At 55.0% G+C, this 17451-nt stretch carries 15 protein-coding genes; 5 read left to right on the plus strand and 10 right to left on the minus strand.

Features of this window, described 5'->3' with window-relative positions; genetic code table 11:
• Positions 1-3 precede the first annotated feature (3 nt).
• The 10 genes from ACUHMQ_RS14380 to ACUHMQ_RS14425 form a co-directional block, all read right to left on the minus strand.
• Positions 4-771, minus strand: coding sequence for a flagellar hook-basal body protein (locus ACUHMQ_RS14380; RefSeq protein ID WP_445296155.1), 768 nt, complete (start codon positions 769-771; stop codon positions 4-6).
• 14 nt (positions 772-785) lie between these two features.
• Positions 786-1508 (minus strand): flagellar hook-basal body protein, encoded by a 723-nt coding sequence (locus tag ACUHMQ_RS14385; RefSeq protein WP_445296156.1) that lies wholly within the window; start codon positions 1506-1508, stop codon positions 786-788.
• Between the two features lie 15 nt (positions 1509-1523).
• Positions 1524-3563, minus strand: coding sequence for a flagellar biosynthesis protein FlhA (locus ACUHMQ_RS14390; protein ID WP_445296157.1), 2040 nt, complete (start codon positions 3561-3563; stop codon positions 1524-1526).
• A complete protein-coding gene (locus tag ACUHMQ_RS14395; protein WP_445296158.1) occupies positions 3560-4642 on the minus strand; it encodes an EscU/YscU/HrcU family type III secretion system export apparatus switch protein in 1083 nt (360 codons plus the stop codon). Before ACUHMQ_RS14395 ends, ACUHMQ_RS14390 begins: the two co-directional genes overlap by 4 nt.
• A gap of 4 nt (positions 4643-4646) precedes the next feature.
• Entirely contained in the window at positions 4647-5411 is a 765-nt protein-coding gene (locus tag ACUHMQ_RS14400; RefSeq protein WP_445296159.1) for a flagellar biosynthetic protein FliR, read from the minus strand.
• Between the two features lie 11 nt (positions 5412-5422).
• Positions 5423-5689, minus strand: a complete 267-nt coding sequence (locus tag ACUHMQ_RS14405; RefSeq protein WP_445296160.1) for a flagellar biosynthetic protein FliQ — start codon at positions 5687-5689, stop codon at positions 5423-5425.
• 105 nt (positions 5690-5794) lie between these two features.
• Entirely contained in the window at positions 5795-6247 is a 453-nt protein-coding gene (locus ACUHMQ_RS14410; protein WP_445296161.1) for an MORN repeat-containing protein, read from the minus strand.
• Positions 6248-6389: 142 nt separating this feature from the next.
• Positions 6390-7031, minus strand: coding sequence for a TetR/AcrR family transcriptional regulator (locus tag ACUHMQ_RS14415; protein WP_445296162.1), 642 nt, complete (start codon positions 7029-7031; stop codon positions 6390-6392).
• Between the two features lie 102 nt (positions 7032-7133).
• Complete coding sequence (locus ACUHMQ_RS14420; protein WP_445296163.1) at positions 7134-8549, minus strand: OmpP1/FadL family transporter; 1416 nt, start codon at positions 8547-8549, stop codon at positions 7134-7136.
• Between the two features lie 119 nt (positions 8550-8668).
• Entirely contained in the window at positions 8669-10666 is a 1998-nt protein-coding gene (locus ACUHMQ_RS14425; protein ID WP_445296164.1) for a neutral/alkaline ceramidase, read from the minus strand.
• A 199-nt stretch (positions 10667-10865) separates the two neighbouring features.
• Here ACUHMQ_RS14425 and ACUHMQ_RS14430 point away from each other — a divergent pair, with 199 nt between their 5' ends.
• The 5 genes from ACUHMQ_RS14430 (at position 10866) to sodC (ending at position 17185) form a co-directional block, all read left to right on the plus strand.
• Complete coding sequence (locus ACUHMQ_RS14430; RefSeq protein WP_445296165.1) at positions 10866-12260, plus strand: FAD-dependent oxidoreductase; 1395 nt, start codon at positions 10866-10868, stop codon at positions 12258-12260.
• Positions 12260-14227, plus strand: a complete 1968-nt coding sequence (locus ACUHMQ_RS14435; RefSeq protein ID WP_445296166.1) for an aldehyde dehydrogenase family protein — start codon at positions 12260-12262, stop codon at positions 14225-14227. The genes ACUHMQ_RS14430 and ACUHMQ_RS14435 overlap by 1 nt, the downstream gene beginning before the upstream one ends.
• Positions 14224-15450: an alanine racemase gene (locus ACUHMQ_RS14440; RefSeq protein ID WP_445296167.1), complete on the plus strand. Its 1227-nt coding sequence runs from the start codon at positions 14224-14226 to the stop codon at positions 15448-15450. The genes ACUHMQ_RS14435 and ACUHMQ_RS14440 overlap by 4 nt, the downstream gene beginning before the upstream one ends.
• A 229-nt stretch (positions 15451-15679) precedes the next feature.
• Complete coding sequence (locus ACUHMQ_RS14445) at positions 15680-16468, plus strand: AAA family ATPase (RefSeq protein WP_445296168.1); 789 nt, start codon at positions 15680-15682, stop codon at positions 16466-16468.
• A gap of 195 nt (positions 16469-16663) precedes the next feature.
• Complete coding sequence (sodC, locus tag ACUHMQ_RS14450; RefSeq protein ID WP_445296169.1) at positions 16664-17185, plus strand: superoxide dismutase [Cu-Zn] SodC; 522 nt, start codon at positions 16664-16666, stop codon at positions 17183-17185.
• Positions 17186-17451: the final 266 nt, after the last annotated feature.

Here is a 17451-nt window from a genome sequence, read left to right on the forward strand (position 1 = left end):
GTCTTAACGCCGTAAGCTGTTGGTCATGCCCATCACCTCGTCGGCAGCCTGTACAACCTTGCTGCCGATTTCGTAGGCGCGTTGCGCCAGCATGAGCTTTGTCATTTCATCAATCAGCTTGACGTTTGCGCCTTCCACATAACCTTGTGCGAGTACACCACTGCCGTCCTGGCCGGGTGATTGTGTTTTTGCTTCGCCCGAAGCGTCTGACGCGCGATAGAGTCCGCCGCCTGTGCTTTCCAGTGCTTCAGGCCGTGCGAATTGGGATAGCTCCAGCTTACCCAGCTCCATTGGGGCGCGTGCATCGGCAAAGATAGCTTCAATCCGGCCATCCGCATGCAGCTTGAAGCCTTGGGCATCTGCCGGGAGTTGAATGTGTGGCTGCAGGGGGTAGCCCTCGGATGTTCCCAGTACACCGTTGGCATCCACAGTGAGGCGACCACCACGTGTATAGGCTGTACCACCATCGGGCAACGCTACAGCCAGAAAACCTGTGCCCTGTATTGCGACATCGAAGGCAGAACCAGTCTGCTTGAGGTCTCCTGGGCTGAAGTCAAAGTTCACCCCGGTCTGCATCAAGCCGGAAAGACGAACCTGAGGCTGGGTGGTAGTGGCAGCATTACCTGCTACACGTTCAATGTGCTCGGAGAACTGGACCCGCGATGTCTTGAACGCCGGCGTGTTCATATTGGTGAGATTGTGGGCAACGCCATCGAGCTGCTTTTGCTGCATCTCCATGCCGATAGCGCCAATGTAAAGTGCGTTATTCATGGTCTTTGACTTCCTTAAACTTCACCCAGCTTTTGAATGGCGCGGCCTAAAGCATCGTCGTAGCCTTGAATCAGGCGTTGGCTGGCCTCGAAATGACGCATGGTTTCCATCAAGGTCACCATCTCCTGCATTGGCAAGACGTTGGACGATTCAACAAAGCCTGTCTTGACGGTGGAGCGTAGTTCATTGCTTTGCTGTACACCTTCCAGCCCGCTGTATTGCGCGTTGCCCAATGCTTGAAGCGATGTGTGCTTGTCAGGTTCAACCAGCAGTAATTGGCCAACGACGTTGCCATTCACGCTGATTTGCCCCGTGGCATCGACGCGGTGTTCACCGGGTTCGAGATACAACTCTCCCTGAGTACCAAGCACGGGCTCACCGCTGGCTGTCACCAGCCGGCCGTCAGCTGCAATCTGGAAATCTCCGCGGCGTGTATAGGCAGGACCTTGGGCGGTGTTCACCACGAAGAAGGCTTCTCCCTGGATAGCAAGATCAAGCGGCCGACCTGTAACCTGCAATGGGCCTGCGCGCATATCGGTGCGATATGAGCCTATGGCGGCGGTGGGTTCAGCGAGCGACAGCTGCTCACTATCGAATACCGTTGCAAAAGAGGTTACGGCAGACGTCTGCCGACGATAGCCCGCAGTCGTCGCATTGCTCAGATTGTGCGAAACCGTTTCCAGCTTGCGCATATCGTTCTGCAAGCTTTGGATGGAAATGGAAATAGCGTCGGACATGACAGGATTTCTTCCTTATTGAATCGTTACTGAAGCGAAGGCGCGCAGCTCTACCGTGCTTGGCACCTCCAGCAGCGAGATCACGCGCAGATGCGGCATCATGCGTTCGGACAGCGTACGGATGTGCCGACGCAATTCTGGTGCGCATAGGAGGACGGGCATCAGGTTGCTCTTCATCATGCGTTCGACGTGCTGCGCCAATTGACGCATCACCGCTTCGGTGAGTTTCGGATCGACAGCAGGTGGTCTGTTTTCTGCCGGCTGTAAGCCCTGCGAGAGTTGGAACTCGATTGAAGGATCGAGCATCAATACCTGCAGGACGTTCTGTTGGTTGACCAGGGCCTGGCAGATCATCGGGCCCAGGCGTTGGCGTGCGGCTTCCGTCAAGTAACCGGGGTCTTTGCTGACCTTGGCCGCATCCGCCAATGTTTCAAGCACCGCCTGAAGATGGCGGATGGAAACCTTCTCTTTGAGCAGGTTCTGCATGACGCGTTGAATGTCGCCGACGGATAGCAACGTGGGCACGATTTCTTCGACCAGACCGACCTGCTTTTGTCGCACTCGTTCCAGCAGTCGCTCGGTTTCAGAACGCGTCAACAAGGTGGAGGACTGCTGGCGCAGGGTCTCGCACAGGTGAGTAATAAATACGGTGGAGGTATCGACAAGGGTGTATTTGCCTTGGCGTGCCGATTCCTTTTCCTCATCCTCAATCCATACCGCGGCCAAGCCGTAGGTCGGGTCTTTGGTTTCGATGCCCTTCAGCTTGCGCGGGTTACCACCAGCATGAATCGCCATGGTATAGCCGGGCATGAGCTCACCCCGCGCCACCACCACACCGAAGATTGCGATCTCGTAAAGATTCTGGCCCAGTCGGCTTGCTTCACGGATCTTCAGGCTTGGCAGTACAAGGCCCGACTCCCCTGCGTACTGGCTACGGAAAGCGGCGATGCGTTCCATCATCACCGGCTGCTCTTCGCTGAGCAGGTGCCCCAGATTGCTGGCGACGTAGACTTCGATCGGCTCAACGTCCAATTCGGCGTAGGCATCTTGCTGTGCAGCTTCTTTGGCTTCCTCCTGGATAGCCTCTTTCGGACTTGCCAGCTGTTGCTTGCGGGACAGCCAGGCGAATAACAGGAACAACAGTGCCAATGCCGCACCGGGGATGACCGGAATGCCAGGGAGCAGTAGCAACCCAGCCAGCGCAAACGAGACCAAAAGCAGCGTTTTGGGAAAGGACCCCAGCTGCTTGAGCGCTTCCTGGCCCAAATTGGCATCTGAGGCCGAGCGGGTAACGATAATGCCGGTACCGACGGAAATGACAAGGGCAGGCACCTGGGTAACGATGCCATCACCAATGGTCAGCAGGGTAAAGGTTTGCAGCGCCTGGCCCCATGGCATGCCCATCTGCATGACGCCGATAACCAGCCCGCCGACAATATTGATGAGCATGATGATGATGCCGGCGATGGCATCACCCTTGACGAACTTGCTGGCGCCATCCATCGCACCATAGAAGCCGGCTTCCTTCTCCAGGTTCTTGCGGCGGCGTTTGGCTTCTTCCTGGTCGATGAAACCCATGTTGAGGTCGGCGTCGATACTCATCTGCTGACCGGGCATGCTGTCCAGCGTAAAGCGGGCAGCCACCTCGGAAACCCGTTGGGCGCCATTGGTAACTACGACGTACTGCACGACAATCAGAATCAGAAAGACGATGAGGCCGATAGCGTAGTTGCCGCCTACTACATAACCACCCACCGCCCCGATGACACGGCCGGCATCGCCCGAGCTCAGGATAAGCCGTGTCGCGGCGACGTTCAGAGACAGTCGGAACAGGGTGGCGATCAGCAGCAATGCCGGAAAGGTCGAGAACTCGACCGGTTTGGGCATATAGAAGGTCAGCACCAGGATCAGCAGGGCAAAGCTGAAGTTTGCGAGGATCAGGAAGTCCAGCAGCTGCGATGGGATAGGCGTGAACAGTACGATCAGTACACCTACCACCAGTAGCACGATGGCGATGTCGGCATTCTGCTGGAAAACTTTGCGCAAGTTATTCATACGGCTGCTCCTTGCGTGCGGGCAGCGCGCATTGCATAGATCCAGACCAGGATCTTTGCGACGTCTGGATAAAGTGATTCCGGCACGTACTCGTCGCTATCGACCTGCTTGAACAGCGCGCGTGCCAACGGCGGGTTTTGTACGATAGTGACTTCGTGTCGGTAGGCGGCTTCGCGTAGTCTGGCGGCTAATTGGCCAGCCCCTTTTGCAACGACCAGTGGCGCGTCCATCTCGCCATGTCTGTATTTGACGGCAATCGCGTAGTGCACCGGATTGGTGATCAGCACATCGGCTTCCGCAACCCGTGCAACACCTTTTGTACGTTTCAGGACTTCCATTCTTAGTTCACGCAGCCGCGCGCGTATGCGGGGGTCGCCTTCGCGTTGCTTGTGCTCTTCTTTCAACTCGCGTGGACTCATACGCATCTGGCGGGCGAATTCCCAGCGTGTATAGGCCATGTCCAGAATGGCCAGCAGCAGTGCTGCAAGCGCGAGCTTGAACAGCAATGCGGCGCTTTCGTTCAAAATCACCGTGGCGTAATGGCGTACTTCCATCTGAGGTAAAGCCATGAAAAGCGGCAGGAGTTCGGACAGGACCAAGGTTAAAACTATGCCGATGACCGCGAGCTTCACCAGGCTCTTGATGCCTTCGTAAACGACTTTGATCGAAAACAAGCGCTTGAACCCACTTGCTGGATTGAGTCGGTTGAAGTCCGGTTTGATGGGATGAAGGCTGAAGACAGGTCCGGTTTGGGCCAAGCTGGCCAGGATGGCGGCGATCATCAGGGCCAGGACCAGCGGCAGGAAGGGCTGCATACTTGCCAGCAACGTCGTGCTTAGCCATGCGACCACCCCACCTTGTGACCAATCATTACGTCCAGCGTTGCCCAGCGTAATCTGTGCGACAGATAGAAAGCGATTGATGGCCTGCCAACCGAAGGAATAGAAGAACAGCGTCAAGGCAACCAGGACAGCGACATATACCGTATCCAGGCTCTTTGCTACCGAGCCCTTTTTGCGCGCCTGTTCAAGTTTGAAAGGCGTCGCCTGTTCATTGCGATCGAGTTCTTGTTCTGCCATCGCACTACGCCACCAGGGCGCTCCAATAAGGGAAGATGGCATTGAGTGCGCGCGAAACGCTGGGCCCCATATAGCGGATGACAACCGCCAATACGGCGATACCCACCAGCGTCTTGATGGGTAGGCTGATCACGAAAATATTGAACTGCGGAATATTGCGCGATAGCGTTGCTAGGCCAATATCAACAAGCAACAGGCAGATAACGACCGGTGCAGCCAGCTTTAAGCCATTTACGAACATGACGGTCATCTGCTGGCTGAGCAGAAGTGGGGATACGAAAGGACTCGCAGTACCTGGTGGTACGGCCTCCAGTGTGGCCATAAAGCCGCGCAACAAAGTGTGGTGCAGATTGGCGAGGAAAAACGAGACAACGGCAAATAGATCGAAAAAAGCGGCCAGAATAGGGGATTGCCGGCGCGTCACCGGATCAAACAACCCACCCACCGAGAAGCCAATCTGCAAGTCCAGGATGCGTCCTGCAAGTGAGAATGAGCTGAATGCAGCGAATACCCCAAACGCTAGCGCAGCACCAAAGGCAAGCTCGCACAAGGCAACTTGAACCAGATCCAGTGTGTCGTTGGATTGGGGGATTGCGCTGAGGTTAGCAGGGCTGATCATGCAGACCGACAAGGCCAACAGAATCAATACCCTTAGTCGAGCAGGTATGGAAAAACCGCTCAACAAAGGGGTAAGCGCAATGGCTGCGGCAAGGCGTAAAGAGCAAAGCAGGACAGCCGCCACCCAGGCGAGATCGAAATCAATACGCATGTTGTAGCTGGCTAAAGGAATTTAGGCGCAGAAAGGATAAGTTTGGTCGCGTAGTTAAGCAGCTCGCGCAACATCCAGGGGCCAAATACGACCAAGGCGATAATGGCCGCTACGAGTTTTGGCACAAAACTGAGCGACATATCCTGCACTTGGGTTACAACTTGCAGCACGCTGATCAAAAGACCTACCAACATAGCAATGCCTAAAACAGGCGCACAGACGGCGAGCCCGGTCCAAAGCATTTGAGATAACAATTGATGTGCTTGATCTACGTACATATTTCACTAAATAATTATATTTTAATTTTAAAAATATAGCTAATGCTATCACGCATTGATTTGTCAATGCTTCCCGTTTATCTATTTGAGATGTTGTGGAAAACGCTAACGCGGCATCTCCATTATGCTCTGTCCATAGCGCACATCGTCCTGCCATTTTCCTTGAAATTTGTCCCCGTTGGGCCAGAAGTAAGCGCCGTATCCATGACGCTTGTCCTTCACAAACTCACCTTCAAAAGCCTCTCCTGGCCATTGAGATTTGGTGCCCCATAGGTAACGCCCCCAGCCCTGGCGATAATCATCGTAAAAGCCGCCTCGATATTCATCACCGGAAGCTTTCCAAGTCTTTACACCGACACCATGCTTTCTGCCGGCGCGAAACTCCCCTTCATAGCGTGCAGCATCGCTTTCAGCTATGCCTCTTCCTTCCGCTAAGCCCTCGCGGTTACAACTGCCTGAATAGATGCCTTGTAATTCGGGGTCATACACTTTGCATTCTGCAGCTTGCGGGGTAGTACAAGCGAGCATCAAGGTGGGCAACAAAAGGTAGCGGTACATTGGTCATTCTCTGCAAATACGGGTGGAGCCTGGGCTCGCAAGCGAGGTCTATTCAGATTGGTAATGTATCTGGTTGGCTTATTTGGGGGTTTAGTTTTCAGTCAGGCGGGCAATAAATCCAGGCTTCTTCTTCGATATTCGCCTACGAGCTATACGTTATCGGTGCGCCGACCCCGGCCAGCAGCGCGCGGGCAGCGCGCTCTACCAGCGCGGGGAGTGGTTTGAGGCTGACCCATGGCTCATCCGCCAAGGTGAGGTGCAAGGCGATGAGACCATGTAAGCTCCCCCAGAACATTTGCAACAGCATGTCCGCATCGCGCTCGGTGACTGTTGGAGTAGCGTCAATCAGCACAACAAACAGCATCCTAGCAAAGGCATAAGCATCTTCATTTGGATTGCCGTGTTCTGCTGCGGACTCTTCCACGCTGACCGGCGGGGGCGGGCTGATGAAGATACGGCGATAGTGTTCGGGTTGCTGCTGGGCGAAGTTGGCGAAGCGTGTCGCCATATCAAGGATGCGCTGCGTGGGGGGGGCATTCGGTACATCCTGTTCCAGCAATTGCCGTGTCAGTTCGGCAAAATCCTCATCGGTGACAGCGCGCAACAGCGCAGCCTTGTCTTCAAACTGGCTGTAGATGACGCTGGTTGAATAATCGATTCGGCTGGCGATGCTGCGTACGGTCAGCGCTTCGTAACCGCCTTCGGCGCAAAGCGCTCGGGCGGCCTCAATAATTTTGCGGCGAAGCGCATTGCGCTCACGTTGGCGGCGTTCAGTAATGGACATGGTGCGATGTGTGATGCGGAACCTGCTACTTAGCATTCTCCTGCCCAGCCCGTAAATTGGAACTGGAAGGGGCCGATGAGTGAGTCTCTTTTATCTATGGGTTTACCAACTGTGACGATACTGCGCCCCCATTGACCAGAGCTTGAGCTTGAAGTTGCCTTGCACGCGGAATTTCTGGTCTGCAGCAAAGAAGGGGTAGTCTGCCCGATTGGTAGCGGTGTCGGTGTAATCCACCTGAGCATTGCTCAGATGAGTGTAAGCAAGCCCGAAGTCCAACTGGTTGGCTTTACCATATTTCCATGCAAACCCGGTACTCAGCCATAGCCGGTCTGCGTCGGGCGTGGATGGGTGCCGCCACTGTGCAGAACGTACCGGTGTCTGGTCCCAGGCAATGCCGAATTTCCAGTCCAACGCATCGGCGTAATGCCAAGTACCGCCAAGGCCGACTCGTGTGGTGTCACGCCAATTTTGTACTTGTACCTGGTCAGGTGTGTTGTTGATCTGGGCACGCAACTCATTGAAGCGCTTCCAGCCGGTACGGGTGATGTCAGCCTGTATTGACCAGTCTTCATTCACAGGCCAATCGGTTGCGAGTTGCAAACGCCAGGGAAGTTTGACCTTGGCATGGGCGGCTTGTACCTCAGATTCCAGACTCATACCCAAACCGGTTGCCAACTGACTGTAAAGAGCGGGGATTTCCACTCTGTAGTCACCTTTGGCTTTAGGGGTGACACTGCTGCGAAAGCTCGCTGCCAGCTTTGCGTGATTGGCCATTTCGTAAAGCAGGCCGAGATTGAAGCCATATCCCCAGCCTTTGCCTTTGAGCGTAGCCTTGCCATCAATCACAGGTACAGATTGACCCAATGCAGCTTCGGCGATAGTGGCCTCGTATCGGAAGTCGAGCGCTTTGCTCGCTTCAGCATCGATCCTGATGGCATTGAGGCCAAAGCCAATCGACAGTTGCGGGTTGATCCGCCATGCCAGCGTAGGGCTGATGTTTAATGCCGTAATTTCTGTATCCATTCCGCTGTAACGGCCAGCCCAAGTTGCATCAAATCGGGTTTCGCTGCCGAATGGGGCGTATACGCCCAGCCCAGCAGTAGCTTGTTCGTTGATTGGGACCGCATAAAAGAAAGCTGGCACCAGGCCGCCCCGGCCGCCATCACTATCGCCCCCTCCGACGGCACGTACCTCACCGGTTGGCGTACCAACTACGCTGGTTGTACCGACCTGACCAGTAGCGCGGTCAATCAGCCATGTGTCACTACCTGTTGCGCGAAACTTGGCTGACAAGTCCATATAGTTGCCACTAATCAACCATTGCGATTGCTTGAGTCCCATCAATGCCGCTGGGTTATGAAAGACGGCGCTGCTGTCACTGGTAGCGGCCGCAGCACCTGCCCATGCATTGCCCATGCCGGCTGCACCTTGTTCATCCAATGCGAAGCCTCCGGCTTGTGCTGTAGCTGGGAAGAGCGCCAGCGCTAATAAGGTAGCTAGGCGGTTGTCATGAAGCATGGTTTTATCCCCTAATTATTCTTTTTGTACCTGCTCAACGTCTCGCTCTAGCTCGCAAGGCGTTGAGCAGATTCTTACCATCGGGGAAGTACTCCCCAGAAAGGTTTTGCTACCTACGCTTAATTGACGGTAAAGCTTTGGCTAGCCCCGCTTAGCCCATATATCTGGCCATTCCAGCCATTCTTGTAATCGCCGTTATGGACGATACGGTATTTCCCCGGTGTGGCGTCGAGTGGAATTTGCCACTGGATGCGTGCTTGCGATGTCCCCCAGACCGGATCAATGCGTACCCAGCGGTAGGTAGTGCTCCAGTCATCATCGTTGGCTACCTGTTGCCATGCGTTGCCATTCCAGCGTTGGATGCTGATGAAGCTGTCGCCGTGCCGCAGATTGTTCTTTGGGTGGCCAGTCCAGAACCATGCTTCAGCAGTCTGCCCCCGTTGGTAGCTGGTTGCGGTATTACGCACAACTTGCCCAAAGCGTTTTCCAATCGGCACGTTGTCGAGCACTACACCGGTCTGCAGGCTGATCTGTTGATCGGCCAAGTCTCTCGGAGCTGGGCCCGCTACCACGGACTGACCGTTGTTCATGGCGGTGGCGAGATCATAAAAGAGCTGTTGATAGGCTGGCAGCGTACGGCGGCCAAAATGTGTGGAAGCACCCTCATAGTGTTGCGCATCGTACTCTTCAGGTGTTGCCACATAACCGGCATAGGCATTGGTATAACCTGCGAAGATCACATTACCGACAGGTAGATGGAGCGCACTGGCAACCGTTTCCCGAATGCGCCTGCCTGACATGATGGTGAACTCGCCTGGCCCGGCGACGATCGCCAATTGGCCGATGCGGGCAATGGAAAGAGGCAGTACTTCCGGCGTCCATGGGAAGGGTTTTTGCAGGCCTGTGGTAATCAGAATCGGTTTGGGTGCTTGGCAGGCTTCAACATCAGCCGGCACACCAAATAGCACGGTACCCAGTCGCGCCAGAAACGGATTACTGGTGAAATCGCCTTCGTTAAAGCCATCTTCGCCACGGCCATCTTCGGTACCAGCTGCGAAGGCCCTGCCCAGCGCGGCCATGCAGGTCTGGCCGCCACCAAACTCTGGTCGGATGTTGACCTGGGCCATATTGGCGTACTGCTGGCGGTAGTCGACCGGTCCCTGGAGCAGCTCGCTGGCTGTGTTGAATAACGCCATGGCCCGGTTGGCTTGGCGTTCACCCAAGATACGGGTGTTCTCGAATTCATTGTCAGTGGGGCCGTTACCATTCAGCCACAGGTTCGGCGTCATATCGCCAGGATTGCTTTGGGCAAAGGCGGCGACAAAATCATTGCGCCCTTGCTTGCCGAATACCTGTTTTTCCACGTATTGCGCGGCGTACCCCTTGTTGTCGCTGGAGATCAGCGTATTACTCATGTGCATGGAAACGCCGTGGGTGGCGAACCAATTGATCATGCCGACATCACGGCCGCCCTGGCTGAAACGGAGCACCGTCATGGTAGGGTCGATGTTGTATTGCCAGCGGGCGCGCTCGGTTGCGGGGTTCTGTTCATACGCGAGTAGCGAGCGGTTCGCATTGGCATTGAACAGTTCACCGCGCGCTATCCGAATTTCACCAGGCTTGAGGTCGGCATCGGCGGCGATGATGGCTTCGACAATGCCATCGACAATTGCATTGAAGGTACGTGCGTTGTATCCGAGGGTAGTGAAGTTATACAGCGCGTAATGCGAAAACCCGCCAGGGCCAGCGTGGGTATGAGTGGCAGACAGCAGAACATTCTCTCGCGTGTAACGATCGCCAAAGCGCGCCTTGAGCCTTGTAAGCACTGCTTGATGTACACCCTGAAAGACCATGCCCAGGTCGTTGTTCACAAATACCAACCTGCGGCCATTGGCCTGGTCCTGTACCACGAACGCCCGCGCCCACTGTCGCAGATGAATACCAGAAGTCTTCTGCGAGAGTTTCGCATATCCCATCATCCCGACTTCGGCAGCTTCCCCTGTGATATCGGCTTTGCCCCTGCCTACCAGATAACCGGCGTGGGCTGGCAGCGCCATGGTTAGCAGGCCAGCTAGCGAGCAACCGATACGCAGCAGATTTACCGTACGCTTTTTCATAATCATTCCTCCATTGGTTTTGTTTGTAACAACGTTATTGAATGATTTTTTTGTGATGTCAAATCACAGAAATTCCTCATAAACAAATGATGTAAAAGTACAAATAGCTTTGTGCCTAAATAGATGGAATGGCTTGCTATTGGCTAAAGTTCTGTGTGATAACGATGTTATAAATACAAAGAAGAGGATGGAGGAAACTGTGCAGCGTGACTACGATGCCATCGTGATCGGGGCGGGTGTGGGGGGCTCGAATGTTGTGGCTGAACTTGCAGCAGCAGGCTGGCGCTGCCTAGTGATTGAGGCTGGACGTTACTACTCGCGATTGGATTCTCCGCGAGGTGAGCTCGATGGCAATGCCAAGCTATTCTGGCACGGTGGGCTGGAACTCAACCGCAGTGCCAGTATTGCTATGTTGCGTGCACGCGTGGTTGGCGGTGGTTCCATCGTCAACCAGGCTTTGCTCGATGAATTTGACAGTATTGCCTTCGATGAGTGGCGAGAACTGACGGGGCTGTCATGGTTGAGTGAGTCCGGCATGGTGCCCTGGTACGCAAGGGCTCGCAGTGCGGTGCAGATTCAACCGGTGCCTGAGTTGCATGCCAACCGTAATGCACAGTTGTTCAAGCAAGGCTTCGAAGCATGTGGTTATCGCTGTTCGCCATTGCAGCGGGGGCAGGCGGGCTGCCGGCATGAAGAGGGCAATGATTGTATCGAGTGTTTGTACGGTTGCCGATTGGACAGTAAGCAGTCCACTCCGTTGACGTCACTACAGGTGGCGTTGAAAGCAGGGGCGAAGCTACTGACCGAATGTGAAGTGGAAACCATCGCGGAGGAAACCGGTGGTGTGACAGTACGAGCACGGCTCGCCAATGGTCAACCACAAGTCTTTCGGGCAGGCCAGCTGGTGTTGGCCGCCGGTACCTTGGGCAGCAATGCCTTGTTGATGCGGTCGGGTTGGAGTGCACGCCTGCCTGCGTTGGGTCAGGGCTATTACTGCCATCCACAATTCATGTATTTCGCGCGTTATCGCGATCCGGTCAATGCCCAGCGTGGGCCATTTCAGGCCTACAAGTCAGATGACCCGTCCTTTCGCGCCCAGGGTTTCAAGCTGGAGAACGTCTTTTCGCCACCGATTGGGACGGCGTTGTTACTACCTGGTCTCGGGCACAAGCACCAGCAGTCGATGGCGGCAATATGCCATTACGCTTGCATCGAGGTGGCGGTGCGCGACACCCATGCCGGTCGTCTCAGTCTGGCTTCAGGTGGGCGGCTGCGTATCGATAAGGAACTCGATGCCGAAGACAAACGCCGCGCCAAAGCGGGTTACCAGGCTGTGTGCAATGTATTTCGGGCGACTGACGCTGAAGCCATCTTGCCAGGCCGCTTTGGTATCGGGTTGCATCTGATGGGTGGACTACGGCTGGCTCGCCGCCCGGAAGAAGGCTGTGTTGCCGGGGACTTTCGTCTGTTTGGCAGCCAGCGCATACAGGTGGCGGATGCGAGCCTGTTCCCCAGCGCGCCGGGCATCAACCCGTCGCTGACAATCATGGCGTTGGCGCGCCGATTGGGTTGTCAGATGGTGGAGGTGGCGTGATGCGGTACGAACCTCATGCCTATCAGTGTGGTAGTGCAGCCAGTATCTATTTCAGTGCACGCCAGCTGCGCGGTTTGAACCGGCTAGGAGATTGCTACTGCCCTGGTACCGGGGAATTGCCCAATTTCAGCGCAAGTGGGGCGGGATTGGATGTCGATCGCCTCGCCTATGCTATGCACCCGCAGGATCGGGTTGATTTCGCCCTCTTGCTTGATCTTGCTGCCAACTTGCCCGGTCCGCTACTCAAACTGCTGCTACGCCTGTTTGATCATGCGGAAACCTTTCAATCTGTTCCGTTACGTCTGGCGCGTCTTGGCGCTGCCGGCGTGGTGTATTCGCTTTATTACGGCTTTGCCGGCCCGGGTGGCGCACAAGTGCGCGAAGGCTTGGGGTGGGACGCCGCCATTCGAACTCTATTGCCAGGAGAACCCCCCATGAATCAGCTAGTACGTGATGCCGCACCGAATCTTGTGCCAGATGAGGCCGAAATTACTGCTGTGTTTGATCGGGCGCGCAAGGCACAGACTGACGTCGCAAACCTTAACCTGAAACAACGACTGGCTGTACTCGATAAACTGGGGCAGGTGATATTGCGGCGGCGTGAGGAGATTATCGCCAGGGTAACGGAAGAAACCGGCAAGTGCGCCAGTGATGCACTGCTGGGCGAAATATTTGCGGTGATCGATAACCTTGAATACCTGCGTCGTGATGCAGCCAAGGTTTTGGCGGATCGCAAAATGCCTACGCCACTGGCAATGCTGGGCAAACAGTCACGTATCTGGTACGAGCCGCTGGGCACCATCTTGGTTATCGCACCTTGGAACTACCCCTTTTACCAAGCCATCGTGCCGATTTCCATTGCATTCGCTGCCGGGAATGCCGTGGTGCACAAACCGTCCGAATTCACCCCTTTGCGCGGTCTGGTCGAGTCGATTCTGGCTGAAGCGGGTTTCGCGCCTGATTGGGCACAGGTGGTTTACGGTACTGGCGTTGTAGGTACTGCCTGCCTCGCGAAACGCCCCGACAAGCTGTTTTTTACTGGCAGCGTGGCAACCGGCAAAAAGGTGATGGCGCAGGCAGCCGAATTGCTGGTTCCGGTGGAGCTGGAGCTGGGCGGTAAGGACTCGATGTTGGTGTTTGCAGACAGCAATCTGGAACGCAGTGTTGCGGGTGCGATGTGGGGTGCGTTTACCAATACCGGCCAAAGCTGTACCTCGATTGAGCGCTGTTATGTGGAACGGCCGCTCTACGAAAGCTTCTTGGCGTTGCTCGTAACGCAGACCCGTAAGCTGACCTTGGGCACGGGGCCGGATCATGACATCGGCACCATGACGACGCCGATGCAGATAGATATCGTGCGTTCGCACCTGGCGGATGCATTGGCCAAAGGTGCTACCCAGCACACAGGCCAGGAATGGGACGGCCATAGCACCGCGATTCCACCGATTGTGTTGAGTGGTGTGACCCATGACATGTTGGTGATGCAGGAGGAGAGCTTTGGCCCCTTTCTGCCTGTTATGCCTTTTGATAAGGAAGCGGAAGCCGTAGCCTTGGCAAACCGCACTATCTACGGCTTGTCTGCCTGTGTTTGGAGTGGCGACAAATTGCGTGCTGAGCGTGTTGCGCGGCAGCTCAAGGTGGGCAATGTTTCCATCAACAACCATATGATTACCGAAGGTAACCACGCGCTGCCATTTGGTGGTACCAAGCAAAGTGGTATCGGCCGGTTCAAGGGGGAGGAAGGGTTGCGCGGCTTTTGCAATGTGAAAGCGGTGATGGTGGATGGAAATTCGTCCAAGATCGAGGCGAACTGGTACCCCTTCACTACAGCCAAGTATCAAGCGTTGGACAAAATGACGGTGGCCAGTCGCATCCGTGGTCTGGGTGGGATCATCCGCTTTGCTCTGGCGGGCTTACCTTTGGAGCAATTGGCAAACAAACTCGGTAAACAGGGCAGACAATCGTGAAACGTGCTGTGGAGGCCACCCTTCAACCATTGCTGCCACAAGCCCAGCGTTACGCCAAGTTGGCAGCAGGCCTTCAGGGTATGGCATTACCTTGTGCCCTGGTGGATCTTGATGCGTTTGACAGTAATCTGGCCGCCATGGCCCAGCGGGCTGCGGGTAAGCCAATTAGGCTGGCCAGCAAGTCATTGCGCGTTCCGGCGTTGATTCGTCGTGCCTTGGCTTATGGCCCGGCTTACTCAGGCATATTGTGTTACAGCGTGGCAGAGGCTGTGGCACTGGCTGAACAGGGTATGGACGATATCCTGGTCGCTTACCCGACCTGCCAGCCTGCCGTGCTTGATGTGTTTACTAGCGCTGTGGCGACTGGCCGACATATTGTTGCCATGGTGGACTGCGAACAGCATCTGCTTGCCTTGCAGGCCGCAGCCGACTGTGCAGGCACTTCATTGGAAGTGGCGTTCGATCTTGACATGAGCTTCGATCTGCCGGGTTTGCATTTTGGTGTGTATCGATCGCCACTGAATACGCCAGGCAAGGTCATGGCACTGTACACCAAGCTAAAAGACTACCCCAGTCTGCAACTGGTTGGTGTGATGGGTTATGAGGCGCAGATTGCGGGTGTTGGCGATGCGGTGCCGGGAAAATGGGTGGAAAACCAGGTGGTGCGTTGGCTCAAAGCATGGGCAACACCGCGGGTGGCGGCACGACGTCAAGAGATGGTGGCGGCGTTGAGGCAAGCGGGTGCATTGCTTCGTTTTGTAAACGGTGGCGGTACGGGCAGCCTTGTTTCCACTGCGGCCGATACTTCTGTGACAGAACTCGGTGCGGGTTCTGGCCTCTATACGCCTACTCTGTTTGATTACTACCAGGACTTTCAGCATGAGCCTGCAGCGTTCTTTGCACTGGAAGCCTGTCGTAGTGCAGGCACTGGCAGCATAACTTGCCAGGGTGGTGGTTATGTCGCATCAGGCGCTGCCGGAAAGCATAAGCTGCCACAGCCAGTGTGGCCGGCTGGTCTAAGTCTGTTGGGGCAGGAAGGGGCAGGAGAAGTGCAAACCCCCTTGTTTGGTAGAACAGATGTAACCGTGGGAGATACAGTGCTTTTCCGACCTGCCAAGGCGGGGGAATATCTCGATCGCTTTAATTCAGTGCTGCTATTGCGTGATGGGCAGATAGTAGAGCAGGTGCCTACTTATCGGGGGATGGGGTGGCAGTTCTTTTAGAGCCGCTAACAAAACCCTTCAGGCGTTATTGCGCAAGCTTGCCGTACCCGCGTACTGTCTACGCTTGCGCGCCTAGCCAGAATCGCTTCGCTGGGTTTTGTTAGCAACTCTTAGCTGCCGTGATGCTATGTGCTGTCTGTTGATTGAATGCTAAGTGTTATGGCACTAACAGATTGAATTCTGGTCCATGGTAAGGGTAGCGATATCGGATTGAGCGCATCGCTGCACAATGCGTTACTTGTGTCCTATCTCGCCCCTACTGAACCCCATGATTTCCACCCAGTACATCAGCCGTATTTCCCTGCAACGAGATAAAGTCGCATCCTTCAAGCAGTATCCATTTTGCTTACCAGCCGTGCGCAAGCTGGATTGGATTGATCTGCATCCCAAGGTCAATTTCTTTGTGGGGGAAAATGGTTCGGGCAAGTCCACCCTGTTGGAAGCCGTCGCCATTTCGCAAGGGTTCAATCCTGAAGGCGGCACCAAGAACTTCCGATTCGATACGCGTGCCTCCCATTCCAATCTGCACGAGTATCTGCGTGTGGCAAAAGGTATACGCCGGCCGCGGGATGGGTTTTTCCTACGTGCCGAGAGCTTCTTCAATGTCGCTACAGAAATCGAAAACCTGGACTCAGCGTCATCATCCGGTCCGCCACTTATTGATTCCTATGGCGGAAAGTCGCTGCACGAGCAATCACACGGGGAATCGTTTCTGGCGCTGATGGTGCACCGGTTTGGGGGAAAGGGACTGTATATCCTTGACGAACCGGAAGCCGCGTTATCGCCACAGCGTCAACTGGCTGTCTTGTCACGCATACACGATCTGGTGCTGGATGATTCCCAGTTCATTATCGCCACGCATTCCCCGATATTGATGGCCTACCCGGATGCGCATATTTTTCAGTGCACTGCAGACGGCATCCGGCAAGTAGCCTATGAAGAGACCGAGCACTTCCAAGTAACCCGCGACTTTCTGATTAATCCGCAACGTATGTTGAAGGTTCTGCTTGAGCGTTGATGAGCCTATATTGCAAGACTGCTGAGCAGACATAGGTTGTACGCTAGATAAATGCTATCCAAGATAAGCCTCTGGAATATCAATAAACAATGATATACAGACCTTGTCCTACAACAGCTGATGAGTAACCATCCGGATGGTGTTTGAATGCTGCCAGTGTGTGCTGGTTTAGGCTTACTTAACCCTGAGGTAAATATGAAGAATTTGGTCGTGACAGTGGCATTGCTGGGTTTTGCTGGGGCTGCAATGGCTGAGAACCGTGTGGTGATCCCGATGAGCGTTGCGAACGAAAGTGGTTCGGGAGAGAGTGCAGGGCAGGTGGTGGTGACTGAATCCAAGTACGGCTTGGTATTTACGCCTTCTCTGACTGGGTTGCCACCGGGTTTGCATGGATTCCATGTGCACGAAAATCCAAGTTGTGCGCCAAAGGAAAAGGATGGCAAGCAGGTTGCTGCGCTTGCAGCAGGTGGGCATTACGACCCCAAGAAAACAGCTGAACATGGCACGCCATGGGGAAGTGGGCATCTAGGTGACTTGCCCGCGTTGTATGTCGATGCGGATGGTAAAGCAGACCAGCCATTGCTGGCACCAAGACTTAAGCTCGCAGACCTGCGCAAACGAGCGCTGATGGTTCATGCTGGAGGCGATAATCATGCCGATCACCCTGCTGCCTTGGGTGGTGGAGGTGCACGGATTGTTTGTGGCGTAATTCCTTAGAACCTGTTCAAGATCTGTCGTGAGCAGCTGCGATCTGGGCTCATGTGTTGCTCGATAGCCCCCGTGAGGGGGCGCCGAACTGTTTTGGTGCTTCGGACCTGGAAATTCGCAACTTTATGTAAAGGGCACCTCGAATAATCCGACTTTTTGACATTACAGCGGCGTAAGTCGACCTTGCGTTGCTTCCAGACAGCCCGTTCCGGAACTTATCACTCGTCTTGCATCGCTTTCTCTCCCGAATTGGCCATTTCCAGCCAATCCAGACA

It is taken from the genome of Chitinimonas violaceus (assembly GCF_052601015.1).

Bases quoted from the DNA above. Each gene is read 5' to 3' on its own strand.
- ACUHMQ_RS14395 (WP_445296158.1), bottom strand. From the start codon at position 4,642: ATGGCAGAACAAGAACTCGATCGCAATGAACAGGCGACGCCTTTCAAA.
- ACUHMQ_RS14400 (WP_445296159.1), bottom strand. From the start codon at position 5,411: ATGCGTATTGATTTCGATCTCGCCTGGGTGGCGGCTGTCCTGCTTTGC.
- ACUHMQ_RS14380 (WP_445296155.1), bottom strand. From the start codon at position 771: ATGAATAACGCACTTTACATTGGCGCTATCGGCATGGAGATGCAGCAA.
- ACUHMQ_RS14385 (WP_445296156.1), bottom strand. From the start codon at position 1,508: ATGTCCGACGCTATTTCCATTTCCATCCAAAGCTTGCAGAACGATATG.
- sodC (WP_445296169.1), top strand. From the start codon at position 16,664: ATGAAGAATTTGGTCGTGACAGTGGCATTGCTGGGTTTTGCTGGGGCT.
- ACUHMQ_RS14405 (WP_445296160.1), bottom strand. From the start codon at position 5,689: ATGTACGTAGATCAAGCACATCAATTGTTATCTCAAATGCTTTGGACC.
- ACUHMQ_RS14390 (WP_445296157.1), bottom strand. From the start codon at position 3,563: ATGAATAACTTGCGCAAAGTTTTCCAGCAGAATGCCGACATCGCCATC.
- ACUHMQ_RS14420 (WP_445296163.1), bottom strand. From the start codon at position 8,549: ATGCTTCATGACAACCGCCTAGCTACCTTATTAGCGCTGGCGCTCTTC.
- ACUHMQ_RS14425 (WP_445296164.1), bottom strand. From the start codon at position 10,666: ATGAAAAAGCGTACGGTAAATCTGCTGCGTATCGGTTGCTCGCTAGCT.
- ACUHMQ_RS14435 (WP_445296166.1), top strand. From the start codon at position 12,260: ATGCGGTACGAACCTCATGCCTATCAGTGTGGTAGTGCAGCCAGTATC.
- ACUHMQ_RS14410 (WP_445296161.1), bottom strand. From the start codon at position 6,247: ATGTACCGCTACCTTTTGTTGCCCACCTTGATGCTCGCTTGTACTACC.
- ACUHMQ_RS14415 (WP_445296162.1), bottom strand. From the start codon at position 7,031: ATGTCCATTACTGAACGCCGCCAACGTGAGCGCAATGCGCTTCGCCGC.
- ACUHMQ_RS14445 (WP_445296168.1), top strand. From the start codon at position 15,680: ATGCGTTACTTGTGTCCTATCTCGCCCCTACTGAACCCCATGATTTCC.